Source organism: Delftia sp. RIT313 (genome assembly GCF_000632165.1).
GTDB classification, from domain to species: domain Bacteria; phylum Pseudomonadota; class Gammaproteobacteria; order Burkholderiales; family Burkholderiaceae_C; genus Comamonas; species Comamonas acidovorans.
On record NZ_JFYT01000035.1, the window covers coordinates 188,146 to 211,326 of the forward strand.

Genomic DNA, 23,181 nt, shown 5'->3' on the forward strand with positions numbered 1-23,181 from the left:
TCAGCCTGCGCGGGCCGGGCCTGAGAACACCTCGGGATTGAGGATGTTGCTGGGCTGCCCCGCAACGAAGTTCACCACATTGTCGAAGGCGGCGCGAAAGTACAGCTCGTAGCTGTCCTGCTCCACGTAGCCGATGTGCGGCGTGCAGATGCAGTTCTCCAGCCGCAGCAGCGCATGGCCCTGGAGGATGGGCTCGCTCTCGAACACGTCCACGGCCGCCAGGCCCGGCCGGCCCCGGTTGAGCGCACCCAGCAGGGCATCGGCCTCCACCAGCTCCGCGCGCGAGGTGTTCACGAACAGGGCGGTCGGCTTCATGCGTGCCAGATCCTGCGCCGTGACGATGCCGCGTGTGGCCTCATGCAGGCGCAGATGCATGGACAGCACGTCGGATTCGGTAAAGAAAGCCTCGCGCGATTCCGCCGCCGCAAAGCCATCGGCCTGCGCCTTCTGGCGCGAGCTTTCGCTGCCCCAGACCAGAACCTGCATGCCGAAGGCATGGCCGTAGTGCGCTACCAGCCGTCCAATGCGGCCGTAGCCCCAGATGCCCAGCGTGCGCCCGTGCAACACGCTGCCCAGTCCGAAATTCGCAGGCATGGACGCAGCCTTGAAGCCCGATTGCTGCCATGCGCCGTGCTTGAGGTTGGCGATGTACTGCGGCAGCCGCCGCGTGGCCGCCATGATCAGCGACCAGGTCAGCTCTGCCGGCGCAATGGGCGAGCCCACGCCCTCGGCAATCGCAACGCCCTGGTCGGTACAGGCCTGCACATCGATATGGGCGCCGGCCTTGCCGGTCTGCGCGATCAGCTTCAGGCGCGGAAGCTTTTCCAGCAGCTGCCGGCTGATCTGCGTGCGCTCGCGGGTCAGCACGATGATGTCCGCATCGCGCAACCGCACCGACAGCTGGCCAACGCCCTTGACAGTATTGGTGAAGACCTTGGCGTTGAAGGGCTCCAGCAGACGAGCACAGTCCAGCTTGCGCACGGCGTCCTGGTAGTCGTCAAGAATGATGATGTTCATTGCCTGTGAATCTGTCATAAGCCTTTGATTTATCTCCGGTTTGCCGCGCAAGATGTTGTCGGCAAACGATTTATTCAATTCCTGCGCTTACCTTTGTGCTTCATCTGCACTTGCCTGGACTCGTCTACACTTCACCGCTCAGTATAGGTTTTGTGTAGGTTTTTCCGGCATTCAAGGTGTAGCTTCAGATGTTCTTTGACGCACGTTCAGCCAAGGCCCTAAAGCAGGGCGAACACATTGTCGTACAAGGTTGCCCAGGCTTGAGGCTCGAAGCGACGGCCAGCACGAAATCTTGGACCTATCGTTACAGAAGCTTGGCGGATTCGGCAAAGCTCAAGCAGGTCAAGCTCGGCCAATGGCCAGCCATGTCGCCAGCCCAGGCTGCAGCCGAATGGCAGGCAGCACGGGACCTGCGTGAGCAGGGAAGAGATCCAGCGGATGAGCGAAAGCTGGCGCGCAAGGCTTTGGCGCAACCGGTTGCACAGGTTTACACATTGGCCAGGCTGGTGGACGACTATGCCGCCCGGTATCTCATGGTCAACCGGGAGGCCAAGGGCGCCCGCAACATCGAGCAGCGTCTGCGCAATGCGATCTCGGGACGGGAGTCGACATCCGTGACCGAGGTGGGCCGCTCTTTTGTCTACGACGTCATTGAAGGTCTGGCCGACCGCCCCGTCTTGGCCAAGTCCGTGAAGACGGAGATGGCAGCTGCATGGCGCGTGGGGCTGGAGTCAGGGCGAATTCCTGACGGCATGCCCAACTGGTGGGCGGAACGCACGTCCCACAAGCTTCGCAGCAAAGGGGCAGTGCGCGATGGAAAACACAAGGGCACCAGCAAGCGCGTGCTGAGCGGCGCGGAGATCAAGACGCTGATCGGCAGCGAGCTGACGATGTTCAGCCAGCAGGTTCAGGATTTCCTGACGCTGCAGCTGTGGACATGCACGCGTGGCGGGGAGATCTGCCAGATGCAGAAGAAGCAGTTGTCGGAGGAGGGGGGTGTGCTTTGGTGGACCGTGCCCAAGGAGGCAATGAAGATTCGGCACGTTGAGGTCGCACATGACCTGCGTGTGCCTTTGTTCGGTCGTGCCGAGCAGATCGTGCGACGTCTGCTGGCGAATGAGGGGCAATGGCTGTTCCCGAGCATCGGGCGCGATGGTGTGCTTAAAGGGCAGACCCAGGCCTACATGCAGACCAAGGTGCACTATCTGCAGCCCTACAGCAAGACGAAGCCCGAGCACAAGCGGGCGCGGCTGACCGTGACGCATTGGTCGCCGCATGATCTTCGGCGGACGGGGCGCACCATCCTTGCGTCGATGGGCTGTCCGCATGAGGTGGGGGAGGCGATCCTTGGCCACGTCCTCCCAGGCGTGGCGGGCGACTACAACCTCTACCGGTACGACGCCGAGCGCGGCCAATGGCTGGCGGCGCTCGATGCGAAGTTGGAGGAGTTCATCGGGGCTTAGGGGCACCGGTGTTCTCAGGTGGCAGCAGCTCGGACGCTGGCCGACGGGCGGACCAGTCATCGAGCTCCGCGCGCAGCCAGCCAACGCGCCTGGCAGACAGCTGGCGGGGCTGGGGTATCTGGCGCTCACGCACCAGTTGTTCGAAGGAACTGACGCTCAGCGCCACGTAGGCTGCGGCATGCTCGCGGCCGAGCACGGCAGGTGCAAAGTTCAGAGTGATGCTTTTGGACATGGGCGTCCTCAATGAAAAAGGCCAGCGGGTGCTGGCCAGGTGATTGGTTCGTCGTCGGGTTGTGGCGCGCGCTTGTCGCGCCAGTCCTTGTGCTTCTTGCTGGCCATGGTCAGGTCCCCTTGGCTGCTGCCTGGGCTGCGCGATAGAGCGGGTAGCAGCCGGCTGGCAGGGTGCACGGTGGCACGATCTCGTAGTCGAGGCCTCCCTCGCTGTCCACTTCGAGCGTGGCCACCCATTCGCCCAGGGCAGACGTGGCATTGGCTTCGTCCAGCAGGTTAAGCAGGTCCACCACGATTTCGCTGGGGCAGTCCATCGGACCGAGCCAGCCGACCGCCTTGAGCGCGTCAGCATTGCGCTCGATGGTCTCCATCAGCGCTTCGCCCACATCACGCAGGCCCTGCGGGTCGGAATCCACTGCAGGCGCAGCAGGTGCTGCCGCCGCGTATTGAGGATTCGCCAGCATGGCGGACAGAGCGCGCTGCAGGCCTTCCTCGGTGATCGTCTGGCCCTCGCAGTGGTCGATCAGATAGGCTGGGAAGTTGTCCCAGGGAATGGGCGCTGCAGGCGCTACTGCATCGGCGCGCGGCCAGATGTCGTCGCGGTATGCCCAGTGCGTGCACACGCGGGCAACTTCAGCGCCGTCCCCGTCGCCATCAGTGTGGAAGTCGCTCGCGCGGATGTCGTGGACCTGGACGTCGCCGAAGTCGTCGTGTGCCGTGACGGCAATCACGCGCACGGACCTGTCATCGGTCCATGGTGGGATGCCAGTGCGCCAGGGCAAGCCCACAGGCGCAACGGGTGCCGCCTTGGCGGCGGCAGCTTGATGCCGAAGCGCATCCGCTGCTTCTTTGCGCTCGGTGTGGATCAATGACCGCCCGCTTTCAAGCAATTCTGCGAGCTGCAGCAAGGCCGCAGGATCGCCCTGAGCGGGCACAACCACGGGCGCAGCAGATGCCTGGGGCGCTGCTGCCGCGAAGGCCTCGATCTCGTTGTAGCGAGGGTTGCTCGGGTCTACGACGAACGACTGGTCGTTCACCAACTTCACGCCCAGGCAATGCCAGCCAGCCCCTTCGGTCAACCATCCGCCTTCGTCGTGGTCGTAGCGCTCGCACTCGAAAGAGCCGTCGCTATCCTTCGCCGGGATGGTGTAACTGTCGTATGGCCCGCCGTAGGTCGGCACAGGCTTGCCGGTCTGCCAGTGATCGATCCACATGAAGAAGGGACGGCCTGTGATCGGGCACACATCCGGGCACCAGGGCGCGGACTCTGGGCCTGCAGGCGCTTCCAGGGCGGGCGCGGCGAGGTGCATCTTGGCGACTTCGTTGGCATAGACCGCGCACTGGGCGCCGAACGACCCGTTGCCATTCGTCTGGGCCCAGATGCGCAGCGAGGTGGCAATGGGTACGCGGGGGTCCCCTCCGTACAGCAGGCCCAAGTTGCGGTCGAACATGGCGCGCTCGCTGGGGTCTTCGGTCAGCACGTCCCAGTCAATGTCGCCGCCGGCCGGCGCCACAGCAGCAGGAGCTGCCCCGGCGCGGGAGATGCGTGCTATGCGAGCCGCCAGCTTCTTGACCTCGGCCTGCAGGTTGCGGATGGTCGTGGTGCCGTCTTCGGCTTCGGGCAACTCGCGCAGCCACCAAGCAGCCGGGCCGTCCTCGGTGTCGAAGATGGAAACCAGCTTCCATCCGTCACCTGGAGGCGGCGTGGGCGTCCAGCCGGTCCAATTCACCGCCTCGCTCATGGCCTCGAGCGCATCGCCGTCGAGTTGGTCCTCGGCCCTCGTGTGGGCCAGCTCCAAGCCCAGCGCGGCGAAGAAGCTGCGGGGCATCATGCCTTCGTCCAGGCTGGGCAATTCGGGGTGATTGCCAAAGCCCATCTCATCGCGCTCTGGCGCGCGGCCGTCGAGCATGCGGGCCTTCCAGCGGTCGTCCAGCACGGGCGCCACGGGCTGGGGCGGCTCCTCGATCTGGGCCAGGCACTGGCTGTCAGCGCGGTCGTGCTGGACCTCTGCGATGCGCACCATCGCGGCCCAGGCCTCGTGGAGTTCCTGGTTGTTGCAGCCGATGAAGGGGCGCAGCAGGGCGGTGCTGGGTTCGCGCGGGATCAGGATGTGGGTCATGGGTTGCTCCGTTCGATTTGCCATGCGGTGGCGGTTTTGGAAATGACGTGGATGGCGAGCAGCAGTAGCTGGCAATCGGCCTGGGGACGGATCGGGGTCATGCGAAAACAGTGCGGCCCGCGCGTGGCGGGCCGGGTTGGAGGGATCAGGCGGCCCGGCGCAGTTGCCAGGCCGTGGACTCGGGCGAGTTGAGCGAGACGATTTGCCGCATGGGCACGGGGCTCACGGAGTTGCCGACCATGCGCACCTGGGCGGTCTTCGTCAGGGGCTTGCCGGAGGCGGTCCGGTCGATGACGTAGCCAGGTGGGAAGTCCTGGGCGTTGTAGAGCTCGCGCGGTACCAGCATGCGCAGAGTGATGTCCACGATCACCCAGGGCTCGCCCTTGAGCCACACGGTCACGAGCGCCAGGCGGTCGCGCGTGGTGATGGTGGTCATCGGGTCGCGCAGGTCCGCCCATTGGCCGCCGTCGCCGTGATACCGCATCAGGAACGCTGCGCAGCGCAGGGCACCGGCCTCGTCCTCTTGGCTCAGCTCGTACTGGACCAGCGCATGGTGCTCAGCGCCCGCCGTGATCGTGGGCACCGGCTCACGCATGTCTCGGCCGATGCTGTTTTTGCGCAGAGTGCAAAGGTGGGCCACGGCCAGCTGCTGCTGGCTGCCGCTGGTGGTCACTGTGGACATAGGGCGGCCGAGGGGCAGCGCTGGCGTGGCGTTGTGCCCGCCGTTGGCTTGCACCATGAACGCTGTCGCCAGGCTTTGGCCGCCACCGCTTGCGGTCACAGTGCCCAGGGGGTCGTTGATGTCGTTGGCGCCATGACTCCATCGCTTGCCGCCGTCTTTGCCCTCGCCGTGCCCGGCATGCACCAGGCATGCGCTAGCCGCCGCGAATTTCCCGCCGCCTGCAGTGATGGTGCCCAGCGCACCCCGTGGGTCCAGCGAGCGCGGCGCCTGGCCCGGTCGCTCGCCGTAGCCCATCTGGACGAGATGGGCGGCCATCAGCGCTGTCTCGCCGCCCTTCGCCGTCGTGATCGTGCGCAATGGCTTCTGCAGGTCGTAGGAGATGTCCCGGGAGTGGGTAACGGGCACAAGCGCCCCGGAAGCCATGAATGAGCTTGGCACGATGTACGGGTCATCGCTCCCCGTCACGAACTTCACGATGCCGTGAGCAATGCGCCGCATGGTGGCCGGCACGAGGTCTTTCTTTCGGCCAAAGATGCTTTGGCCTTTGATGCGCCAGTCGATGCACTCGGCGGCCGGGCGGTGGGCCTGCAGCCCTGGCCTCGCCTTCTTCGCGTGGGTTTGCTTCGGCCACACGATGGGGAGTCCATCACGGCGGGCGATGAGGTACAGCCGAGTGCGAGTGCTGTGCGCACCCAGGTCGGCATTGCAGATCACGCGCCACTCCACCTTGTAGCCCAGGTCGCGCAGGGCCTGCACGAAATGTCGCCAGTTGCGGCCCTTGTGCTTGGGGTCCGGCACCAGGAACTGATTGCCGCGCGGCACCACTTCGCCGGGCTCGGCCACGCGAAAGGTGGCTTTCCCCGTGGCGGGGTCCGTGATGCGGTCCAGCGTGATGGCGCGGCCGGTGGCTGGATCGCGTTTCGCAATCAGCGGGGACCACTGCATCATCTGCTCGACGTTCTCTAGCGTGATGACATCGGGCTTGGTCTTGCCGGCCCAGCGGATGACGATCCACGCGAGCGACCGGATTTCCCCGTTGCGGGGCTGGCCGCCAAGGGCCTGGCTGTGATGCGTGCAGTCGGGCGATGCGTGGAGGAGGCCCACCACCTCGCCGCGTGTCACGGCCAGGGGATCCACTTCGCGGATGTCGGAACGGTAGTGCCTGGTCTGCGGGTGGTTGACCTCGTGCATGCCGATGGCATCGGCGTCGTGGTTGATGGCGACATCGACGGGCCGGCCGATGGCCTGCTCAATGCCGGTCGATGCGCCGCCGCCACCGGCAAACAGGTCGATCACCAGCTTGGCCGCGAGGGGCAGGAGAAATTGAGGGGTAAGCATGCGGCTCCTCAGAATGAGAAAAGCCCGCGTTGTGCGGGCTCTGGTTCGGGTGGTCGTGTGGCGCGGCGCCGGGTCCTGGTCGCGGGCGGCGGTGCAGCAGAGGCCTCGATGCGCTCGCGCTGCAGGGGCTCGTAGCCGGGGTTGAGCTCGCAGCCCAGGTACTGGCGGCCGAGCTGGAGCGCGACGGCGGCCGTGGTGCCGCTGCCCATGAACGGGTCCAGCACGATGTCATTTGCTCGAGATCCCGCCAGGATGCACGGCTCGATGAGCGCGGGTGGGAACGTTGCGAAGTGGGCGCCTTTGTAGGGCTTGGTGGCCACTGTCCAGACGCTGCGCCGGTTGCGCGTGGGGCTGGTCGCGCGGAAGGCCTCGCGGCCCGGCATGGCGTTGGTCTTGCCTGCGAACCCGCCGCGCTTCACGCTGGGCCTGAGCCTTCCCTGTGGTGGCGCACCCGGCACGGGGCCGCCCATCGGTGGGTAGTTGTTCAGGCCGGCCGCAGGCTCTTGCATGGCATCGCTGTCGAAGAAGTAGCGCGGGCCCTTGGACAACAGGAACAGGTATTCATGCGCCTTGGTGCAGCGGTCCCCAACGCTCTCCGGCATCGGGTTAGGCTTGTGCCAGATGATGTCCTGGCGCAGATACCAGCCATCGGCCCGGAGCGCGAACGCCAGCATCCAGGGAATGCCGATGACGTCCTTCGGTTTCAGGCCTGTCGCCGGCACGCGCCGCCGGTTCTGGACGACCGCTGCCATCGTGCCCTTGCCGATGGTGGGGTGGGAGGTTGCGCCGCGGCTGCCCGTGGCATCGTAGCCGCCCGCGTTGCTGGCGTAGCTGTCCCCGATGTTGAGCCACAGCGTGCCATCGTCGGCCAGCACGTCCCACACGCAGCGGAACACCTCGACCATCGCAGCGATGTACTGCTCCGGCGACTGCTCCAGGCCCAGCTGGCCGGCATGCCCGTAGTCGCGCAGACCGAAGTAGGGCGGGCTGGTGACGCACATCTGGGCGCGGACGCCCTGGGCCGCCCAGGCGCGCATGGTGTCTCGGCAGTCGCCGAATTCAATGGTATTCATGTGCCGACCGCCTCCGCCATCCGGGCGGCCGCGCGCTGCAGCCTGGCGTTGAACCAGCGGCGCAGCACGTACTGGCGAGCGATGGAGATGGCCGTGTAGATCAGGCTGATGGCCACGTTCTCGCCCAGGCTGGGCGCGAAGCCGAAACTGGGGAACACCAGGGCGTTTGCCACGATGCTGACCAGCAGCCCGATGGCCACGTTCATCAGGGTCTCGATCAATGAGCCCAGGCGGGTTTGGTTCATGGGAGGCTCCAGGAATGAGGAATAGCCCGAGCGGCTTGCGCCGATCAGGCTTCGAGGGTTGAGCTATCCTCTCTATTGAAAGAGAGGTCTATATGGCGAAGTCTAAGAAAATTATCCCGATCTCTGACACTCAGGCCGCTATAGGGGCGGGAGCGATCATGTCCTTCTTTGTTGTTTGGGCGCTTATTGCGGGTGTGGGTGATGATTTTGTTTGCTGGATAGGCGGGAAGAGTAATTTATCTGGATGGATACAAGCCATTGGCTCCATTGGGGCTATTCTTGCAGTCTGGTGGCAGGTAAATCACCAGAAAATGGCGGCAATTAAAGCAAGAGACGGTGAGCGGTTGGAGAGGCAAATATCTACTTTGGAGAGGGCGCTTAGCTTGGTTGATGGCATCCGTAGGATCAATGGAAAACATAGTATCGTGATGGCGGCAATTTCTACTGGCTCAACCTTCGATGAGGGCAATAGGCTTATATCGGATGTGTTTCAGATATATGCTGAGCGTTTGTCTGCCTTGCCCTTTTGGGATTTGCCTGATACGCCAACCGCTATCGCCATGCAGGATGTATTCGAGGCTATTGGCTTACTGCGTCTAACTATCGGCCAGCAGGCGAGTGAGTCGTATAAGATGCTAGAGAATCTTGATAAATCATGTTATGAGGCGCAAGTAATTTGCTCGAATCGTATGAAATCGTTGCGTGAAATGGACATGAAGGACCAATTATCTTAGTTGGCCGAATTCCTCATGCCTTGTCAGTTTGTGGGCATCTTGTCCCAAGTCCGGCCGTCCATTACGCGGCCTGCGCGTTTCAGCGGCTGGACATGGCTCTGAAGGCCTGGCTGTTTCAGCGGTGCATTGCGTTCGATCACCGGTTCGCGGCTTGGCAGTCGCCAAGGCGTGGGCTGAATATTGTGGGTTCTATGCAAAAAGCCCGAGAGGGGACCGCCAAACGGGCTATGGGAGGTTAGGATTCGCCACTCATGAAAGGAGAGGGCGATGGATACTGCTCAATTAATTTCTGGTATCGGTTCTGCTGTTGCTTCCGCTCAATCTCAGAATCATTGCTTTGTCTGGTGCATGACGAAGTCAGAGTGGTCAAGCTGGGTGCAAGCAATTGGCTCTGTTATTGCATTAATTGTTGCCATATGGATTTCTCGTGCGCCAATCAGAATTGAAAGGAAAGGCGCAGTAGTAAATGCAAGGCATTTTGTAATCAGTCTGATTGAGGCGACTCAAGGACTCACTTGTGGCGTTCAAAGTAATAAGAAAGGGGTGATTGTTCTAACGAGCGTTGCCCTAAATGAGAACATTGCGGCTGTCCGCTTGATAAGGCCAGAGGTATTCCCTCCCGATGTGATGCACGCGTTTGTTAACCTTAAGCTCATGGCAGTCCAGATATCCGTTACTGCTAAGGCTTATGAAGAAAGGCCGACCGAAAGTAATGCGCGTGATTTTCTCCGATTTCTTGGATTGATAGCGGTCGGCATAAATCATCATGCGCAACTAATTTTTGAAAAAGTTAACGGCGTTGAGTCAGTAAAGCTCGACTCAAATGGTGTTGCTGCTAGGGTAATTGAATCTTTCAAGAAAATGGATGAATTTGAAATTGCGAACCATTTGAATGGTGGTGATCCACAAAATGGTCTATATCAGACAGCGCAAGCAGAATCACCCCCTACTACGCCTAATCAATGAGCATCGAGTGGCGGTCCTTGCCGTTGATCCAGTTCGGCGGCTTGCCCCGGCCCGTCCAGGTGGCGCCGGTGGCGGGGTCGCGGTACTTAGGGGCGCCCACGCTGCCCTTGGGCTTCTTGCCCTGGGCGGGGAAGACATCGGCATCCTTCAGGCCGTATTCGCCGATCAGCGCGCGGGCCTGGGCGATGCCCTCGGCTTTGCGCTCGGCCTGAGCAGCTGCGATCTGGGCTTCGAGTTCGGCCTTGCGGGCCAGTAGGTCCTGATATGTAGAGGTCATGGTCATGGATTGCGCTGTGGCGCTGTTGAGGTAAATTTGCTCCCACCAATCAACACTGGAGCAACGAAGGAGCGGGGGCTATGGATGTTCGGATCACCGAAGCGGAACTCGATTTCGCCGATGTTCAGTTCGTTCGGCGAGTTCTTCTTGTAAAACGCGAGGGCGAAGACCCAGGGGTCTCAGTCTACGAAGTCGGCGCTTTGGCTCCGCCAGGGCCACCGCCGTCGGATGACGATGCAGCCCGGTTTCACATGCTGCTGGTGGAAGTGGAGGAGCCGGAGCACGCAGGCACTCAGGTGCGTGTGCGCTCCAAGTTCTTGGAGCGCTTGCACGTATAGCTTCAGTGCCCGCAGGGCAGGGCATCGCCGCGGCGATGGTCGTCGGGCAGGGCATCGCCGCGGCGGTGGTCGTCGGGCAGCTCAGCGCCGCAGCCGAAGCAGTGCGTGGGCTTCTGCTCTTCCCACCACAATGCTCTGGCACGTTCGGCGGCGCGGCGCGCGGCTGGCAGATCGCGCTCGGCGCGCGTGGGCTGGTGTTCGGTGTCTTGGTTCATGCTGTCGAGGCCATGGCCGCCGGGCGCTGCATCCAGACGCTGGCGAGCGTGTCGGTGACGCGTGGGCGGGAGAGGTTTCGCTTGCGATAGCGGCGGTACTTGTCACAAACGCAGGCGTTGCACTGGTCGGCCAGCCCGTCGGGGCTTTTGACCAGGGCGCGGAAGAAGCCCACGTCGGCGGGCCAGGGCTCGCCGCAGGTGGTGCAGACCTTTTCGGCTGATACGGCCATGTCAGAACGGCACATCGCCTGGCTTCAGATCTGGCGGGGCACAAGCCGGTCCTGTCGTGGTCAGCGAGGCGGGCAGGGCCTGGCCCAGGGCAGTGCGACCCTCGCCGCCGAGTGCTTCAATCAGGTCGGGGATGAGTTTGGACAGCTCGCCCGTCGTGATCGCCACATCAGCATCGAAGCCGCCATCGCCATCCTTGGACTCGTTCACGACATCGAGCATCGCAACCTTGCGCAGCTGCAGGCCTTGGGTCAGCACGAAGCTCACGCGGTCGTCCCAGGTCATTGCAACGCGAGTGGGCAGCTTGCCGTGCTGGATGTGCTGCTGCACTTCCGCGATGTCCAGCGGGTGCCGGCCGTACCGGACAACCGATTTGGATTCGTCGCAGGACTTCAGCTCGCACTCGCGATCCACGCTGAAGCCAGCCGGGGCCTCCTGCGAGTTCAGCCAGTGCGCCATGGCGGCCTGGGCGCTGGTCTGCGTATCGACCAGGGCCAGCGCAAAGCCTGTGAGGCCCTCCACCAGCGAGCTGACCACCTCGTCGGCGCGCGCCTGGCTGCCGGTGTCCAGCACCAGGGTGCGGGCCTGCGGGTCCAGCCAGACCCACATGGCGCCCTGCTTGGTGAAGGCCATGGGCAGCAGGTCCAGCTTGGCCTCGTCCTTGAGATCCTTCTTTTCCTTCTTGCCGGGCTTGCGGCCTTCGGTGGCCTCTATGTGGGCAGCCTTTTCGTTGACGCGGCGGTTGAGCACGCTGGCCGGCAGCATCTTGGCCTCGGCCATGAAGCGCATCACCCACTGATTGGCCACAGACTCGGCCAGCGGGCCATGGGGCTCGCCGCGCGGCGGCACCCAGCCGGCGCTGCGCTCCTGCGTAGGACCGCATTCGGCAAACGGTGACTTGGCCAGCACGGCTTCGACAGCCTGCAGGTCAGGGGACCAGGGCTCGGCGATTCGGTAAATGATCAGGTTTGTGAACATGGTGATCAGAGGGATTGGGGGTTCTTGGGGAGCGATCCGAAGCGGTATGCGTCGTCATCGGTCCAGGTCTCGTGCCCCAGCAGCGCGGTGTGGGCGGCAGTGGCGATTGCGAGCTTGGGGTTGGCGCGCTTGGCGTTGCTGACGACGATCTCCAGCAGCTTCACGTAGCCCCGCGTTTTCATAATTCCCCAGGAGGGGTAGTCGGGGGGCATGCGATGGGTCATTTCGGCGGCGCACCGCTCCAGGCAGTTGGCTGCCTCGATGTGGTGGCTTTTGGCCAGTGCGCGCGCCGCGCCTGCTGCCAGGTTCAGTTCCTTGGCCTGCAGGCGCATGCCGTGGGCATCTACAGCAAGCTCGCATGTCTTCGTCTGCTTGCGCAGAGCGGCAGCCTCAGTGCTGAGCTGATTCGCCTGTGACCGCGCCTGCAACTCGGCTGCGTAGAGATCTGCCGGTGTTTGCGACATGGGGTTCTCCAAACGGTGGGTTACAGGGCGCCGCCTTCGGTGTCGTCGGCAGGCAGGTGCTGGATGGCGGGCGCAGGAATGGCTGGCGCGCGCTGCGCGGGCCCGGCCAGGAATGCTTCGCGCTTCAGGTAGAGCTGGTCGATCAGGGCGTCGGCCAGCCGGGGCAGGTCGCTGGCGTTCATCAGCACTGCGTTGCGGTCCTTCTCGAAGGGCACGCCCAGGGCGACGAGGTTGGCGGCGCTGAGCTGGAGCACGGGCGCGAAGGCGGCGCAGATCTGCGAGAGGTTGAGCTTCTCGGGATTCGGCATGGCGATCAGTGGGCCTGTGCCTTGAGCTGGGACTCGCGCATCGCCTGGTAGCCGGCGAGCATCGGTTCGAGCTGCTGACGCAGATCCACACCGGGCTCAAGGCTCGTGCCAATGCTGGCCAGGGCGCAGCCCATGGCATACAGGCCGCCATAGACTGCGAACGCGTTGCCATTGCGCTGGCCATAGCCGCTCAGGATTTCGATGATGGGTTCGGCCACATGCGTCATTGCATGGGCGTGGTGGTTGGACGTGATTTCGCGGGTGACGCGCGCGCCTTCGATGGGGTTCGTGGTATGGCTCATGAGCTGGTGCTCCAGGTTCAGAAAAGGGGTGCTCCGGAGATGGCGGCCGCAGCAGCGATACCGGCGGCCGAGATGGCCGACCAGAGAAAAAATCCGAGAAGCTTGGTCATGGGAGCTCGCGCAGGCATTCCATCGACTTCGGACCGATCCAGACCACGGCATGACCGGGCGGGCAGGCCTGGGCGGCGCTGTGCGCGCGCTGCACGTCCGCTGCGCTGGCCACGGTTTCCTGGGCCGCGCCGGCATCCGCACAGGCGCTGAGCACCAGGGCCGACAGCAGGACAAGGCACAGCAGCAGCCAGCTGCCGGGCGTGGGCGCTGGGCCCGGCTCGGCCACAGGGCCAGGGCGTGAGGCCTCGCGGAGGAAGCGCGCATCGGGGTCGGGGTTGAAAGGTTCGGAGGGGATCACTCGCTGCATTTCGGCTCTCCTGAAACGACAAATCCGCCAGGAGGCGGATTCGCGGGGTTGGTGGCTTGCTGCTGTCGGCGCTGGGCCTCCTGCTCGGCGATGAGGCGCTCTTCTTCGCGCCAGTCCGCATAGGTCTGCGGTTCGTATGCGACGCGGCCACGTTCGCCACGCAGGCGGTTGAATCTGGATCTCATGGTGGATTCCAAAAAAGAGCCCGCCCCACATTGCTGCAGGGCGGGCCAAATGCCGCACAAGGCGACCCACGAAACAAAAAAGGCCCTGCAACTGGTGAAGCTGCAGGGCTTTGGTGGAAAGTGCCGATGCCTTGAAGGCGTGCCTGGGAATTAGAGAGGGAGGGAGGAGGAAGCCCAGGCTCGGCGAGAAACTGTTCAGGTCAGTATGCCCGGCACACGCTTTCGCAATCGTGTACAAGAGGTAAAATTTGCAGGGCTTAACCTTCCGTGATTGGTAAGCCCTCTGCGATCCATGATCAGAGTATTGTTGACCTCCCCGCTGCTTTCGAGGGGGCTAGATGGATTCCTGGGGCCGCCGACTGCGTACTTCCCGTGCAGCAGGCACGGCAGCTAGCTACTGAATCCTGCAAGTGTCCACTGGTGTGAAGAAATCATGCCGTGAATACACCCTCACATACCAAAAGTGATCACGCATACTGCCTTTACTCGATTCGTGGGCAGATTTTGCGAGCATCTGGCATAGCTTGCGTAACTCGTCAGCTGTGCCGTCGGTGGTGACACGAATGTAAGGGGTGTTTTCGACCCTGTTTGCTTGACTGATGCTGCAAATGCCTGCCTTGTGATCTTTGACAACCTTGCAGATGTTGCGTGCAACATCGAATGGCTCAACGTACTCCTCCCGCCTGGGTCTCACGATATGGTTTTCGATAGGCTTGGGCGTCGGCGGTGGAGCGGCTGTGGTGGTCGGCTTTGGTGTCGGGGTACGACGTTCGCTTTGCGGTGGCGTGATGTCCTTGCCATCCAGCGTCTCTGCTTTCAAGGCATCCGCCGGACATTTGCTGGCCGTCTGAAGCGTGATGACTTTCTGATTTGGCATTGTGCATTTCACCTGCGCCGATGCAGGGCCTATTGCAGCGAATGCCAAGGCAATGGCGGCCAGTGTCTGCTGGCTTTTGAACATGGTCTCTCCCTTCTTGGATGGGCAGTTTGTAACACATGCACTAAACGCGTCCCCCAACGAGAGCCTCTTTTGTTTCGCCCCGATGCGCTCGGGGAGGGCGTGCTGCATCTGGTAGCAGCTGCGCGGCATCAACATGCCGCACCGTTTATTTGCTCCGTGGTGTCATCTCACTGCGTTCGTCACCGGAATGCCCGGGCGGTGTTCCATCGTCGGCTCCAGATGCGCTGGCGCACACCCTTCACTGCCTCCCGCCTACTCTCTACAGGGCATCCCGCCCGCAGTTCCTTCCCTATGCCGTGAACCGTGCTTTGACGGACTGGCAACCGCGCGGAGACGCGGCGCGCTCACCTGGCCCATGCCCAGGAGCGCCATTGCGCCGGACGAATGCCCCTCAGGTGGGGCAAGCAACATCGGCGTGCAGTGCGAGCTGAGTGCAGATTGGATGAGGCGGCCATCTGAGATACTTGCTGCGGGCGCCGACACCGCCCACTGCGGCCCGTCAAGCCGCTTAAGGTGATCCGGTCCATAGCGGTCAGGTGGATGCCTGGCTAGCCCTCGTCTGGGCGTGCGAAAGCCGAGAAGCCGTGCCAGAAGCCCATTCGCGGTAAGCAACTGGCCGCGCCAGCAAGGGCGCGTAATAAGTGCAAAGCGGGTTCTTGACCCGTGGCCACGGGTCTTCACCGGAGCAATCCAAATGAAGACTTCTGTGCGTGTGAGCATCAAGATCGACGTGGCCAAGTGCCTCAAAGCCATCGGCTACATCGTTCTGCTACTGATGCTGTGACCGAGTGGGGCGGGCTGGAGCGATCCAGCCCGCTTCCCGCTGAACTTCTCACGCGCCGTCAGCGGCCGCCTCAACCAATCTGTACTCAAGCTCTCTTGTTAAAGACCGGGGGCTTGCCCGGTCGATGCCGTGGTGCCCAACTTCCCTGCCTGTCCGCATGCGGTGCCGGGTTGCTGGAATTTATTGTAAACATGTTTACATGCTTGCGTTCAATTATTTGTAGATGAGTTTACAAAAAATTCATTTTTACTTGTCCGGAAGATTCCGCTTGTGGTGCATCTTTGGTCGCAGCTATGATTGCTACATGTATGGAAACACAGTACTTTCGGACGCGACTGAAGGGCGCACGCTCGTCAGAGCGCGAAGTGCGTGTGAAGCTGACGCAGAGATTGAGGGGTGTATCCGCGAGTTGACGACTCAGGGCGTAAAAGCCTTGATCTTCCCGAGCGAGGAGCTGCTTAAGACTTGGCGGACACGTCTTGCAGCACTTGCATGATGGCAGTGCTCGCCGCGTTGAATGCCTTTGCTCGACTGAGCTTGTCCGACTGCGGGATCATGTCAAAAAGCACCCCCAGCTCAACTGCTGCAGGCGTTAGCTCTGATGGCGCGCTGATCGTAGGTGCCTGCTCCATCTGACCTTCCCCGGTCAGCAGCCATCTCGAATTCACCTTCAGATAAGCGGCAACTTTGTCGTGCGCTTCGGTGCGCAGCTTTTGATCCCGCCCCTTGGCATTGGTCAGGATCATGCCAATGTTCTGGACGGATGTTCCAGCCGCGTTGGCAACGTCCTTGCGCTCGATCTCACGCCCAAGCGTTTCCGATCGCTTCTGCATGGCTTGAAGTAGACGTTCCCCGTAAAGCATGACGCACCTTAATCCTTGGTGTGTAAATTCGGTTGCGTGCTTGTCTGTAAACATGTTTACAATCAAGCATGAAGAAAGATCGTGCTATCGAGCTGTTGGGTGGAACCCCAAAGAAGGCCGCTGAAGCGATGGGGTACCGCGCGGTTCAGACCATCTACCTCTGGCCCGATGTGCTTCCGCAAGCCACAGCGGACCGCGTGATGGGCGTTGTTGGCCGAATGTCAAAGCCGGGCAAACGGCGTCGTCGTGCACAACCCACCACCCAGGAGCAGGGCCATGCATAGCCCCCGCAAGTCCAAGCGGCCCGGCCCACTGCCGTTCCAGAAGCGCTTGCACCGCGTCCGCCAGGAGCGTCGCATGGAGGCCTGGCAAAAGGCCAGCCTGAACCTACACGCCGACATGAAAAGGCTGATGTCGCAGCAGGCCACGGTGGCTGCCCAGCAGTCGATCACTGCCTTGGCGCTGACCGTCAGCCCTTCGCCGGATCCCGATTGGAGGCTGCCGTGAGTTCGCGTATCTGCATCGCGACGGCTTGTAGAGCAGCAAGCGCCCCAGGCACGAACTCCGACACCGGGTGCTCTTCCCTCCAGGCTTTCCGTTCCTGGGGTGAGGCCTGTGCGGGCAAGTCGTTCTCCCTTGCGTACCTCGCCCAAGCCATCTGGCGATGCGACGCGGCCAACTCGAGCACCTGCGCAGCGACCAGCAATTCCGTGTTCTCCAGTTTCATGTCCGCCCCTCTCGGGAATGGTTGTGTAGGAACTCCCATTCTGCTCCGGGAGGTGGCGGGCACCCCTTTCAAAAAACAAGCCGAGGAGTGAGTCCGCATGCGTGACGCCCCCCAAGTACTGAGCCGCGCGGAAATTGACGCGGCAGATCGAATCCTCAAGGCGCTGAAGGGGCTGGCCCCCGAGGAAGCGGAGCGTGTGCTGGCCCATGCCCAGGCCCGGTTGGACGAGGCTGAAGGTGGCGACGTGATGTTTGCCCGCGGCATCGCTGGCCCCAATGGGGCTCTGGACACCTGCATGAAGACGTGGGTTGACAGTGGGACTGCGGAGCTTTTCAGGCGTCGTGCGGCCATGCGCAAACAGAACTCGTCGGCCTGCCAGCGGGACTGCATTTACCTGCTGGTCCACGAGAAGACTTACACGTTGATGGTTGCGGAAAAGGCGTTGCATGACGCTGATGCTATGGACCTGCGGGAGCATTTGACAGGCCCATTTCCGGCCCGGAAATTCTGGGGGCCCGGGCAATGAACGCGATCACTGCAATTTCCGCCGCCGTGCTGACCATGAGCAGCGAAGAAATCGCTTCTTTGGTGGAGTCCCGCCACGACAACGTGAAGACCTCCATCGAGCGCCTGGGCGCGCGCGGCGTGATCCAACTCCCTGCGTTGCAGGAAGTTCGGAACCATCTCGGCCAGACCGTGAGCGTCTACCAACTGTGCAAACGCGACAGCTATGTCGTGGTGGCGCAGCTGTCTCCTGAGTTCACCGCGCGCCTGGTGGATCGCTGGCAGGAGCTGGAGGCCCAGGCCGCTCCAGCCGTTCCGCGCACGATGTCTCAGGCGCTGCGCCTGGCCGCTGAACAAGCCGAGCAGATAGAGCAGCAGCAGGCCGCGCTGGCCCTGGCTGCGCCCAAGGTGGAGTTCGTGGACCGCTTCGCATCTGCGGAGACCGGTGCCATGGGCTTCCGTCAGGTCTGCAAGCTACTGCGCGCGAACGAGGAGCGCTTCCGCGCGTTCCTGCTGGACAACAAGGTGATGTACCACCTGGGCGGCCGGCTGACGCCGCTGGCCCAGCATCTGGACGCAGGCCGCTTCGTGGTGAAGGCTGGCCATGCCCAGCACAGCGACCACGCTTTCACCCAGGCCAAGTTCACCAGCAAGGGCGTGACGTGGATTGCCGGCCTGTGGGGCCAGCACCAGGCCCGCCTGGCGCAGGAGGGTGCGCAGCAATGAGCACGATGATCATGGCGGCCTGCTGGCCGCTGGCAATGTCCCCCGCGCAGAAGGCGGTGCTGATTTCCCTGGCTGACCAGGCCAACGATGACGGCGTGTGCTGGCCTGGCGTTGCGACGATTGCGAAGCGCACCTGCCTGTCCGAGCGCGCCGTACAGGATGCCATCGCCTGGCTGCAGACGGTGGGCGTGGTGTTCCGTGAGTACCGCATCAACTCGAGCACCAGCTACACCATCACGCCGGCCAACTTCAACCCCGCTGCAGCGCCCGCGAAGCGCAAGCGTGGCACGGGTGCAGATGCCGCACCGGGTGCAAATGGCGCACCCCCCGCAAATGGCGCACTGGGTGCAGACGGCGCACCACCCCCCGCAGATGGCGCACCAGGGGGTGCAAATGGCGCACCTCAACCCCCGCAGATGGCGCACCCCAGGGGTGCAGATGGCGCACCCAAATCATCATTGAACCGTAATAGGAACCGTAAAGGAACCGCCAACGAATCATTCCCGCCGGCTGCGCCGTCGGCCCGCGATGGGGCTGGCGGTGATCCAGACGACGGCGAGACAGCCCTGCAGGCAGCCTGCAAGCTCACCTGGGCAGCCTACAGCCTAGCCTATGAGCAGCGGTACGGCGTCAAGCCGGTGCGCAACCAGGTCGTGAACGCCAACGTGAAGACGCTGGTCAAGCGCCTGGGCTTCGAGGAAGCGCCGCTGGTGGCTGCGTGGTACGTGGCCAGCGTGAACGAGGCATTCGTGGTGAAGAACTCCCACGGCGTCGGCTTGCTGGTGAACCAGGCCGAGAGCTTCCGCACCCAGTGGGCCCGTGGACAGGCGGTGACCGGCACGGCTGCGCAGGCAGCGGACAAGACGAGCGCCAATTTCGACGCCATTGAGGAGGCCAAGCGGCTGCTGCGGCAGCGCGGCGGCCCGGGCAACGGGGAGGGCGGCAATGCGTGACCATCTGGATGCCGACTGGCTGCTGGAGGAGCTGGGCGCCACGATGGAGCTGAGCGGCCAGCAGGTCCGGCCTGCTGCGCTTTTGCTGCTGGCGGAAGACCTGGCCCACATCGACAAGCCTGTGCTGCGCCTGGCCCTGGCCCGCATCCGTGCCGAGCATCGCGGCCCGATCCTGACTGGCACTGTGCTGCAGTACGTGGACCACGCCATGGGCCGCATGCTGCCGGCCGAAGCCTATGGCCTTGCCCTGACCAGCGCCGACCAGCAGGCCACCGTGGTGTGGACCGACGAGATCGCCCAGGCCTGGGCCGTGGCCGCGCCGCTGCTCAGTGCCGGCGACAAGTTCGGCGCGCGGCAGGCCTTCATCGAGGCCTATGGCCGGATCACAGGCGAGGCCCGCGCACTGCGCCGCCGCCCTGTGGTGCAGGTCAGCCTGGGCCACGACCCCGAAGCCCGGACGCGCGCGGTGCAGGAGGCCATCACAGCAGGCAGGCTGCCGGGCGGGCTGGAGGGTCTGACCGACGACCTGCGCGAGCAGCTGCAAATGCCGGCCCCGCGCGCTGCCCTGGCGCTGCCGACGCCCGAGTCCATGCCCAGTGGACCCAAGCGCGAAGTGCTGGCCCAGCTGGCCACACTGCGCGAAGCCTTTGCACTCAAGGCCACGCGTTTCACACCCGTGCAAGTCCAGGCCCGTGCAGACCGCATGCGCCTGGGCCAGGCCAAGCGCCGCACTGCTGCCGCCGTGGCGCAGCACCAGCAGGGGAGCCAGCCATGAGCGCCATCCATTCCGCCGTGAGCCGCGACTACCTGCGGCTGCCCTACACCTACACGCTGGCACAGGAGCTGTCTGCCAGCGAGCGGCAGCCGCTGCACCAGCGCAAGCGCGAGCCTCTGGCCGCTGCAGTGCTGGCAGCCGTGCATGCCGTGGGCTACGCCGCTCCCACAGTGCAGCACTGGCGCGACCTGGCCGACGCCGCGAACCTGTCCGAAACGCTGCTGGGCATGGGCGTCTTCACCGAGCCCGAGGCCCAGAGCCTGTTTGCTGATGCCGTGGCGGCCGTCGTGGACCTGGGCCGCAAGCACGGCCACGGCCAGGAGATGCGGCTCAACGCTCTGCAACTGGGCCACCTGGTCGAGTTCGGCGAGGCCTATGGCCAGGTACTGGAGGTGATCCCGGCCCGCACCTTCATCCGTGCGCACCGCGCCACCGAACGCCGTCTGCGCGAGCTGCTGGTCAACAGCCACGGCAGCGATACCCATGAATTCATTGTCGTCTGAACACCAATGGCAGCAACAACCAAACAATCTCAGCGCGGCAGCCGTGGCGCACCTCGTCAAGCTGGCCCAGCAACCCGGGTGGTGGGAGTATGTCAAGGCCAGGGCCAGGGAGCTGGACAGGGACGAGTCCCGGCTGTTCGTGGACATCGAGCAGCAGGTAGTGCAGCAGCTGCAGGCGCTCGCCTGGCGCCCGCCGCCCCGCGCGTGACGGTGCCTGCTGGCCACCAAGGCCCGATCACGGTGCTGGGCATGGACCCGGGCAAGCACACGGGCCTGGCCTGGATCGTGGATGGCCAGCTGCAGGCGCTGGAGGAGATTGCGCCAGCGCAGATCCTGCAGACGCTGCAGGGCAGGGCGCCCACGCTGGTGATCTTCGAGGACAGCCGCAAGGCGCGGAAGACCTGGACCGGCCAGGGCAGCGCCGCGGCGCGGGCCAAGATGGCGCGCAACGTGGGCGAGATCGATGCATGGTGCGTGCTCATCGAGACCCTGTGCGCGAGCCTCGGCATTGCCTGCTTCGGCATGCCGCCCAGCGCGAAGGCCGGCAGTGCCCACGGCGCCAAGATCGATGCCGCCACCTTCAGCCGCCTGACCGGCTGGGACGGCCGCAGCAATCAGCACCAGCGTGACGCCGCAATGATTGCGTGGTCCTTCCGGAGGGCCCGGCCATGAAGCGCATCTACATCGCCGGCCCGATGACAGGACTGCCCGAGTTCAACTACCCGGCCTTCAACCGCGCCGCCGCCACGCTGCGAGCCCAGGGCCACCAAGTCGAGAACCCGGCCGAGAACCCCGCGCCTGCGTGCGGAAGCTGGGCAGGCTACATGCGCCTGGCACTGCCGCAGCTTTGCAAGTGCGATGCGGTCTACATGCTGCCCGGCTGGCGCGGGTCCAAGGGCGCGCGCGTGGAGCACGGCCTGGCCCTGGATCTGGGCATGGAGGTGCAGGACTTCGATGCCAGCACAGGGGAGGGCGGTGCCCATGCTTGATTTCCGCCCCGACCTTCCGCGCCGTGGCCAGCGCGGCCCAGTGCGTGCCGCAGCCCAGCACCCGCCCCTGTGGCGTGGCGCCGCAATGCGCGAGCGCATCGAAGGTCCCGATGCCCTGGGGCGCTACCGCTTCTCCGTCTGGTCGGAAAACCGCTGCTGCCGCATTGAGCAGTACGGCCCCACTCGCGTGTGCGTGATGAACGACCACGGCTTCCTGGTGCAGGTGGATGTGGAGGGCGACATCCGATGATCCAGAACCGGAGCATCTGGCCCAGCCGCGGCTTCGGCCTCCGGCCCGCCGCCGCACCAGCGCAAGACCGAGAGGAGCGCCTGGCGCAGCGCGCGGCCCGCGCCATGGACAGTGCACGCGCCACGGCCGGCATGGCGTGCACCAGCATCGTGGTGATGGGTGCGGCCAGCACAGGCTTGGTCGTGCACAAGGCCGAGGTTCTCGAATGCGAGGCCTACCGCCGCGCCGTGGCTGCGCTCCCTTGCATTTGGTGTGGCATCGCCGGCTACAGCCAGCACGCTCATCTGAACCTCGGCAAAGGCATGGGCATGAAGACCGACGACCGCACAGGCTTCCCCTTGTGCTGCACACGCCCTGACATGGAGGGCTGCCACGTCGCATATGACCAATATCGCCTTGTTGACGGCGGCCGCGAAGCCCATCGGGACTACGGCCTCGAATGGGGCCGCATCACCCGCCACACCATCCTCGAATCCGGCCAATGGCCACAACGCCTGCCACTCTGGAGTGAACCCGCATGAACCAAGCCACCACCAGCACCATCCACAAGACAGCCGGCGGCAATCCGGACACGGGCGCGGTCGAGGCCGTGCCCACGCTGACGCAAGTCTACGAGGCGATCCGCCAGTTGCACGAAGCAGGCGAGGAGCCGACGCGGGACCGGATCCACAAGATGACGGGCCTGAACCTCACCACCGTGGACGACCGCATCAAGGTGCTGCGAGGGGAGGGGATGATCGCGGCAGTGAAGCAGTGCTACCGCCCGGTGCATCAGCATGGGGCGGCGCGGGATGTGGTCATCGTTCACCTCAACGATGGGCGAACCATCGTGGAGATCGGGGAGCATGTCTTGCATCTCATCCGGCCTGAGGCCGCACGCCTCGGCCAGGGTCTGGCAGGCGTGGCCCTGGAGCACACCGCACTTACGCGTGTCACGGAATTGCAGGATCAACTTCTAGAGGAAGTTGCCAAGCGACGAGTATTGGAAAGAGAAGTGAAGGCGCTTAAGCTTTTAAAAAGACAGGACTCTAGACAGGGGGACCTGCTTATCTAGTTTTCCCCCCAAATTCTGCACGTTTGACCAAAGTCCCGTGGCTGCTATCCCGCCTTCAACCAGCACCTACTTAGTGGCAACGCCTGTGTCAGCATACAAGAAGCATGACCATGTCAAAGTTCGCCATCTTTCTTAAGCTTGGCAAGATCGTTTGAGATAGTCTTTTGTGAGCGCATCGTGCGCGCAGCAATCTCTTGCTGTGTACGTCCTTCTTGTGCTAGTTCTTTGACCACAATCCGCCGCTTTGCGGGAGCTTGCTTCTGAATGCGCTCTGTAGTGGTCCTTACAAGGCCCGGACGAGCATCCCGATGCTTGATTAATCGTTCGTTACCATCAGCAGAATCAACAGTGAGGGTAATCGAGTTGGCGGTTTGTGAGAATTGATAGCCGCCAATTTCGCCAGATTGGACCTTTTCTGCTAAATCGCGCAATTGTTCAGCTACGCGGCCATTGTTAAGAGTTACGACTGCGGTGGTTGTTTTCTTTGTGGCCATCGGCTTCTCCTGTGAT

General features: G+C 63.4%; 34 protein-coding genes. 15 read left to right on the plus strand and 19 right to left on the minus strand.

What is annotated here, in order from left to right; translation table 11 throughout:
• Entirely contained in the window at window positions 1-1,017 is a 1,017-nt protein-coding gene (locus BW39_RS08285; RefSeq protein ID WP_013802619.1) for a D-2-hydroxyacid dehydrogenase family protein, read from the minus strand.
• Between the two features lie 188 nt (window positions 1,018-1,205).
• Between BW39_RS08285 and BW39_RS08290 the strand changes: the two genes are divergently transcribed.
• Window positions 1,206-2,480, plus strand: a complete 1,275-nt coding sequence (locus BW39_RS08290; protein ID WP_043820991.1) for a tyrosine-type recombinase/integrase — start codon at window positions 1,206-1,208, stop codon at window positions 2,478-2,480.
• On the opposite strand, the gene BW39_RS08295 is transcribed toward BW39_RS08290, so the two are convergent.
• The 5 genes from BW39_RS08295 to BW39_RS08315 all read right to left on the minus strand — a co-directional run bounded on the left by BW39_RS08295 (window position 2,467) and on the right by BW39_RS08315 (window position 8,169).
• On the minus strand, window positions 2,467-2,712 hold the full coding sequence (locus tag BW39_RS08295; RefSeq protein WP_012205378.1) for a helix-turn-helix transcriptional regulator: 246 nt from the start codon (window positions 2,710-2,712) through the stop codon (window positions 2,467-2,469). The genes BW39_RS08290 and BW39_RS08295 overlap by 14 nt on opposite strands.
• A 109-nt stretch (window positions 2,713-2,821) precedes the next feature.
• Window positions 2,822-4,831, minus strand: a complete 2,010-nt coding sequence (locus BW39_RS29750; RefSeq protein ID WP_052155293.1) for a hypothetical protein — start codon at window positions 4,829-4,831, stop codon at window positions 2,822-2,824.
• Between the two features lie 145 nt (window positions 4,832-4,976).
• A complete protein-coding gene (locus BW39_RS08305; RefSeq protein ID WP_043820993.1) occupies window positions 4,977-6,851 on the minus strand; it encodes a DNA cytosine methyltransferase in 1,875 nt (624 codons plus the stop codon).
• Window positions 6,852-6,859: 8 nt separating this feature from the next.
• Window positions 6,860-7,924, minus strand: coding sequence for a DNA-methyltransferase (locus tag BW39_RS08310; RefSeq protein WP_043820995.1), 1,065 nt, complete (start codon window positions 7,922-7,924; stop codon window positions 6,860-6,862).
• Window positions 7,921-8,169 carry a DUF7220 family protein gene (locus BW39_RS08315; RefSeq protein WP_043820997.1) on the minus strand — a complete coding sequence of 83 codons (249 nt, stop codon included), beginning with the start codon at window positions 8,167-8,169 and terminating at the stop codon, window positions 7,921-7,923. Before BW39_RS08315 ends, BW39_RS08310 begins: the two co-directional genes overlap by 4 nt.
• A gap of 92 nt (window positions 8,170-8,261) precedes the next feature.
• Here BW39_RS08315 and BW39_RS30880 point away from each other — a divergent pair, with 92 nt between their 5' ends.
• Entirely contained in the window at window positions 8,262-8,903 is a 642-nt protein-coding gene (locus BW39_RS30880) for a hypothetical protein (protein WP_152547193.1), read from the plus strand.
• A 267-nt stretch (window positions 8,904-9,170) separates the two neighbouring features.
• Window positions 9,171-9,869 carry a hypothetical protein gene (locus BW39_RS30885; protein WP_152547194.1) on the plus strand — a complete coding sequence of 233 codons (699 nt, stop codon included), beginning with the start codon at window positions 9,171-9,173 and terminating at the stop codon, window positions 9,867-9,869.
• On the opposite strand, the gene BW39_RS08320 is transcribed toward BW39_RS30885, so the two are convergent.
• Window positions 9,859-10,146 carry an H-NS histone family protein gene (locus BW39_RS08320; protein ID WP_043821155.1) on the minus strand — a complete coding sequence of 96 codons (288 nt, stop codon included), beginning with the start codon at window positions 10,144-10,146 and terminating at the stop codon, window positions 9,859-9,861. The two genes, BW39_RS30885 and BW39_RS08320, sit on opposite strands and share 11 nt — an antisense overlap.
• 80 nt (window positions 10,147-10,226) lie before the next feature.
• Between BW39_RS08320 and BW39_RS08325 the strand changes: the two genes are divergently transcribed.
• Entirely contained in the window at window positions 10,227-10,484 is a 258-nt protein-coding gene (locus tag BW39_RS08325) for a hypothetical protein (protein ID WP_043821000.1), read from the plus strand.
• Between the two features lie 2 nt (window positions 10,485-10,486).
• Here the strand turns inward: BW39_RS08325 and BW39_RS08330 are convergent, their stop codons facing one another.
• The 11 genes from BW39_RS08330 to BW39_RS31505 form a co-directional block, all read right to left on the minus strand.
• On the minus strand, window positions 10,487-10,699 hold the full coding sequence (locus BW39_RS08330; protein ID WP_043821001.1) for a hypothetical protein: 213 nt from the start codon (window positions 10,697-10,699) through the stop codon (window positions 10,487-10,489).
• Entirely contained in the window at window positions 10,696-10,929 is a 234-nt protein-coding gene (locus BW39_RS08335; RefSeq protein WP_043821004.1) for a hypothetical protein, read from the minus strand. Before BW39_RS08335 ends, BW39_RS08330 begins: the two co-directional genes overlap by 4 nt.
• 1 nt (window position 10,930) lies before the next feature.
• On the minus strand, window positions 10,931-11,905 hold the full coding sequence (locus tag BW39_RS08340) for a recombination-associated protein RdgC (protein WP_043821006.1): 975 nt from the start codon (window positions 11,903-11,905) through the stop codon (window positions 10,931-10,933).
• A 5-nt stretch (window positions 11,906-11,910) separates the two neighbouring features.
• Window positions 11,911-12,369, minus strand: a complete 459-nt coding sequence (locus tag BW39_RS08345; protein ID WP_152547195.1) for a hypothetical protein — start codon at window positions 12,367-12,369, stop codon at window positions 11,911-11,913.
• 20 nt (window positions 12,370-12,389) lie between these two features.
• Window positions 12,390-12,677: a hypothetical protein gene (locus tag BW39_RS08350; RefSeq protein ID WP_043821009.1), complete on the minus strand. Its 288-nt coding sequence runs from the start codon at window positions 12,675-12,677 to the stop codon at window positions 12,390-12,392.
• A 5-nt stretch (window positions 12,678-12,682) separates the two neighbouring features.
• Window positions 12,683-12,979, minus strand: a complete 297-nt coding sequence (locus tag BW39_RS08355) for a hypothetical protein (protein WP_043821011.1) — start codon at window positions 12,977-12,979, stop codon at window positions 12,683-12,685.
• 106 nt (window positions 12,980-13,085) lie between these two features.
• Entirely contained in the window at window positions 13,086-13,397 is a 312-nt protein-coding gene (locus BW39_RS08360; protein ID WP_043821013.1) for a hypothetical protein, read from the minus strand.
• On the minus strand, window positions 13,385-13,582 hold the full coding sequence (locus BW39_RS30890; protein ID WP_152547196.1) for a hypothetical protein: 198 nt from the start codon (window positions 13,580-13,582) through the stop codon (window positions 13,385-13,387). Before BW39_RS30890 ends, BW39_RS08360 begins: the two co-directional genes overlap by 13 nt.
• Window positions 13,583-13,976: 394 nt before the next feature.
• Window positions 13,977-14,543, minus strand: a complete 567-nt coding sequence (locus BW39_RS30895; RefSeq protein WP_152547197.1) for a hypothetical protein — start codon at window positions 14,541-14,543, stop codon at window positions 13,977-13,979.
• Between the two features lie 1,242 nt (window positions 14,544-15,785).
• The gene (locus BW39_RS08365) at window positions 15,786-16,160 is read right to left on the minus strand and encodes a hypothetical protein (RefSeq protein WP_235264169.1); all 375 of its coding nucleotides are present in this window, start codon (window positions 16,158-16,160) and stop codon (window positions 15,786-15,788) included.
• A gap of 499 nt (window positions 16,161-16,659) precedes the next feature.
• On the minus strand, window positions 16,660-16,917 hold the full coding sequence (locus BW39_RS31505) for a hypothetical protein (RefSeq protein ID WP_043821017.1): 258 nt from the start codon (window positions 16,915-16,917) through the stop codon (window positions 16,660-16,662).
• 97 nt (window positions 16,918-17,014) lie between these two features.
• Between BW39_RS31505 and BW39_RS08375 the strand changes: the two genes are divergently transcribed.
• From BW39_RS08375 to BW39_RS08420, 11 genes are read left to right on the plus strand one after another with little or no spacing between them, the layout of a single operon-like run.
• Window positions 17,015-17,443, plus strand: coding sequence for a hypothetical protein (locus BW39_RS08375; RefSeq protein ID WP_043821020.1), 429 nt, complete (start codon window positions 17,015-17,017; stop codon window positions 17,441-17,443).
• Window positions 17,444-17,478: 35 nt separating this feature from the next.
• Window positions 17,479-18,147, plus strand: a complete 669-nt coding sequence (locus BW39_RS08380; RefSeq protein WP_235264170.1) for a phage antirepressor KilAC domain-containing protein — start codon at window positions 17,479-17,481, stop codon at window positions 18,145-18,147.
• A complete protein-coding gene (locus tag BW39_RS08385; protein WP_043821024.1) occupies window positions 18,144-19,100 on the plus strand; it encodes a helix-turn-helix domain-containing protein in 957 nt (318 codons plus the stop codon). The genes BW39_RS08380 and BW39_RS08385 overlap by 4 nt, the downstream gene beginning before the upstream one ends.
• Window positions 19,093-19,875, plus strand: a complete 783-nt coding sequence (locus BW39_RS08390) for a hypothetical protein (protein WP_043821026.1) — start codon at window positions 19,093-19,095, stop codon at window positions 19,873-19,875. The genes BW39_RS08385 and BW39_RS08390 overlap by 8 nt, the downstream gene beginning before the upstream one ends.
• Window positions 19,872-20,378, plus strand: a complete 507-nt coding sequence (locus tag BW39_RS08395; protein ID WP_043821027.1) for a hypothetical protein — start codon at window positions 19,872-19,874, stop codon at window positions 20,376-20,378. Before BW39_RS08390 ends, BW39_RS08395 begins: the two co-directional genes overlap by 4 nt.
• Complete coding sequence (locus BW39_RS31640) at window positions 20,359-20,586, plus strand: hypothetical protein (RefSeq protein WP_152547198.1); 228 nt, start codon at window positions 20,359-20,361, stop codon at window positions 20,584-20,586. The genes BW39_RS08395 and BW39_RS31640 overlap by 20 nt, the downstream gene beginning before the upstream one ends.
• Complete coding sequence (locus tag BW39_RS08400) at window positions 20,583-21,050, plus strand: hypothetical protein (protein ID WP_235264171.1); 468 nt, start codon at window positions 20,583-20,585, stop codon at window positions 21,048-21,050. Before BW39_RS31640 ends, BW39_RS08400 begins: the two co-directional genes overlap by 4 nt.
• Window positions 21,047-21,367: a DUF4406 domain-containing protein gene (locus BW39_RS08405; protein WP_043821029.1), complete on the plus strand. Its 321-nt coding sequence runs from the start codon at window positions 21,047-21,049 to the stop codon at window positions 21,365-21,367. The genes BW39_RS08400 and BW39_RS08405 overlap by 4 nt, the downstream gene beginning before the upstream one ends.
• Window positions 21,360-21,617 carry a hypothetical protein gene (locus BW39_RS08410; RefSeq protein WP_043821031.1) on the plus strand — a complete coding sequence of 86 codons (258 nt, stop codon included), beginning with the start codon at window positions 21,360-21,362 and terminating at the stop codon, window positions 21,615-21,617. Before BW39_RS08405 ends, BW39_RS08410 begins: the two co-directional genes overlap by 8 nt.
• A complete protein-coding gene (locus BW39_RS08415; RefSeq protein ID WP_043821033.1) occupies window positions 21,614-22,138 on the plus strand; it encodes a hypothetical protein in 525 nt (174 codons plus the stop codon). The genes BW39_RS08410 and BW39_RS08415 overlap by 4 nt, the downstream gene beginning before the upstream one ends.
• Window positions 22,135-22,671: a hypothetical protein gene (locus BW39_RS08420; protein WP_043821034.1), complete on the plus strand. Its 537-nt coding sequence runs from the start codon at window positions 22,135-22,137 to the stop codon at window positions 22,669-22,671. Before BW39_RS08415 ends, BW39_RS08420 begins: the two co-directional genes overlap by 4 nt.
• A 113-nt stretch (window positions 22,672-22,784) precedes the next feature.
• Here BW39_RS08420 and BW39_RS30905 read toward each other — a convergent pair whose 3' ends face one another.
• Complete coding sequence (locus BW39_RS30905; RefSeq protein WP_152547199.1) at window positions 22,785-23,165, minus strand: HTH domain-containing protein; 381 nt, start codon at window positions 23,163-23,165, stop codon at window positions 22,785-22,787.
• Between the last annotated feature and the right edge of the window lie 16 nt (window positions 23,166-23,181).

Excerpts from the sequence above, each read along its gene's own strand:
- BW39_RS08285 (WP_013802619.1), bottom strand. The coding sequence starts at position 1,017 with ATGAACATCATCATTCTTGACGACTACCAGGACGCCGTGCGCAAGCTG.
- BW39_RS08290 (WP_043820991.1), top strand. The coding sequence starts at position 1,206 with ATGTTCTTTGACGCACGTTCAGCCAAGGCCCTAAAGCAGGGCGAACAC.
- BW39_RS08295 (WP_012205378.1), bottom strand. The coding sequence starts at position 2,712 with ATGTCCAAAAGCATCACTCTGAACTTTGCACCTGCCGTGCTCGGCCGC.
- BW39_RS29750 (WP_052155293.1), bottom strand. The coding sequence starts at position 4,831 with ATGACCCACATCCTGATCCCGCGCGAACCCAGCACCGCCCTGCTGCGC.
- BW39_RS08305 (WP_043820993.1), bottom strand. The coding sequence starts at position 6,851 with ATGCTTACCCCTCAATTTCTCCTGCCCCTCGCGGCCAAGCTGGTGATC.
- BW39_RS08310 (WP_043820995.1), bottom strand. The coding sequence starts at position 7,924 with ATGAATACCATTGAATTCGGCGACTGCCGAGACACCATGCGCGCCTGG.
- BW39_RS08315 (WP_043820997.1), bottom strand. The coding sequence starts at position 8,169 with ATGAACCAAACCCGCCTGGGCTCATTGATCGAGACCCTGATGAACGTG.
- BW39_RS30880 (WP_152547193.1), top strand. The coding sequence starts at position 8,262 with ATGGCGAAGTCTAAGAAAATTATCCCGATCTCTGACACTCAGGCCGCT.
- BW39_RS30885 (WP_152547194.1), top strand. The coding sequence starts at position 9,171 with ATGGATACTGCTCAATTAATTTCTGGTATCGGTTCTGCTGTTGCTTCC.
- BW39_RS08320 (WP_043821155.1), bottom strand. The coding sequence starts at position 10,146 with ATGACCTCTACATATCAGGACCTACTGGCCCGCAAGGCCGAACTCGAA.
- BW39_RS08325 (WP_043821000.1), top strand. The coding sequence starts at position 10,227 with ATGGATGTTCGGATCACCGAAGCGGAACTCGATTTCGCCGATGTTCAG.
- BW39_RS08330 (WP_043821001.1), bottom strand. The coding sequence starts at position 10,699 with ATGAACCAAGACACCGAACACCAGCCCACGCGCGCCGAGCGCGATCTG.
- BW39_RS08335 (WP_043821004.1), bottom strand. The coding sequence starts at position 10,929 with ATGGCCGTATCAGCCGAAAAGGTCTGCACCACCTGCGGCGAGCCCTGG.
- BW39_RS08340 (WP_043821006.1), bottom strand. The coding sequence starts at position 11,905 with ATGTTCACAAACCTGATCATTTACCGAATCGCCGAGCCCTGGTCCCCT.
- BW39_RS08345 (WP_152547195.1), bottom strand. The coding sequence starts at position 12,369 with ATGTCGCAAACACCGGCAGATCTCTACGCAGCCGAGTTGCAGGCGCGG.
- BW39_RS08350 (WP_043821009.1), bottom strand. The coding sequence starts at position 12,677 with ATGCCGAATCCCGAGAAGCTCAACCTCTCGCAGATCTGCGCCGCCTTC.
- BW39_RS08355 (WP_043821011.1), bottom strand. The coding sequence starts at position 12,979 with ATGAGCCATACCACGAACCCCATCGAAGGCGCGCGCGTCACCCGCGAA.
- BW39_RS08360 (WP_043821013.1), bottom strand. The coding sequence starts at position 13,397 with ATGCAGCGAGTGATCCCCTCCGAACCTTTCAACCCCGACCCCGATGCG.
- BW39_RS30890 (WP_152547196.1), bottom strand. The coding sequence starts at position 13,582 with ATGAGATCCAGATTCAACCGCCTGCGTGGCGAACGTGGCCGCGTCGCA.
- BW39_RS30895 (WP_152547197.1), bottom strand. The coding sequence starts at position 14,543 with ATGTTCAAAAGCCAGCAGACACTGGCCGCCATTGCCTTGGCATTCGCT.
- BW39_RS08365 (WP_235264169.1), bottom strand. The coding sequence starts at position 16,160 with ATGCAGAAGCGATCGGAAACGCTTGGGCGTGAGATCGAGCGCAAGGAC.
- BW39_RS31505 (WP_043821017.1), bottom strand. The coding sequence starts at position 16,917 with ATGAAACTGGAGAACACGGAATTGCTGGTCGCTGCGCAGGTGCTCGAG.
- BW39_RS08375 (WP_043821020.1), top strand. The coding sequence starts at position 17,015 with ATGCGTGACGCCCCCCAAGTACTGAGCCGCGCGGAAATTGACGCGGCA.
- BW39_RS08380 (WP_235264170.1), top strand. The coding sequence starts at position 17,479 with ATGAGCAGCGAAGAAATCGCTTCTTTGGTGGAGTCCCGCCACGACAAC.
- BW39_RS08385 (WP_043821024.1), top strand. The coding sequence starts at position 18,144 with ATGAGCACGATGATCATGGCGGCCTGCTGGCCGCTGGCAATGTCCCCC.
- BW39_RS08390 (WP_043821026.1), top strand. The coding sequence starts at position 19,093 with ATGCGTGACCATCTGGATGCCGACTGGCTGCTGGAGGAGCTGGGCGCC.
- BW39_RS08395 (WP_043821027.1), top strand. The coding sequence starts at position 19,872 with ATGAGCGCCATCCATTCCGCCGTGAGCCGCGACTACCTGCGGCTGCCC.
- BW39_RS31640 (WP_152547198.1), top strand. The coding sequence starts at position 20,359 with ATGAATTCATTGTCGTCTGAACACCAATGGCAGCAACAACCAAACAAT.
- BW39_RS08405 (WP_043821029.1), top strand. The coding sequence starts at position 21,047 with ATGAAGCGCATCTACATCGCCGGCCCGATGACAGGACTGCCCGAGTTC.
- BW39_RS08410 (WP_043821031.1), top strand. The coding sequence starts at position 21,360 with ATGCTTGATTTCCGCCCCGACCTTCCGCGCCGTGGCCAGCGCGGCCCA.
- BW39_RS08415 (WP_043821033.1), top strand. The coding sequence starts at position 21,614 with ATGATCCAGAACCGGAGCATCTGGCCCAGCCGCGGCTTCGGCCTCCGG.
- BW39_RS08420 (WP_043821034.1), top strand. The coding sequence starts at position 22,135 with ATGAACCAAGCCACCACCAGCACCATCCACAAGACAGCCGGCGGCAAT.
- BW39_RS30905 (WP_152547199.1), bottom strand. The coding sequence starts at position 23,165 with ATGGCCACAAAGAAAACAACCACCGCAGTCGTAACTCTTAACAATGGC.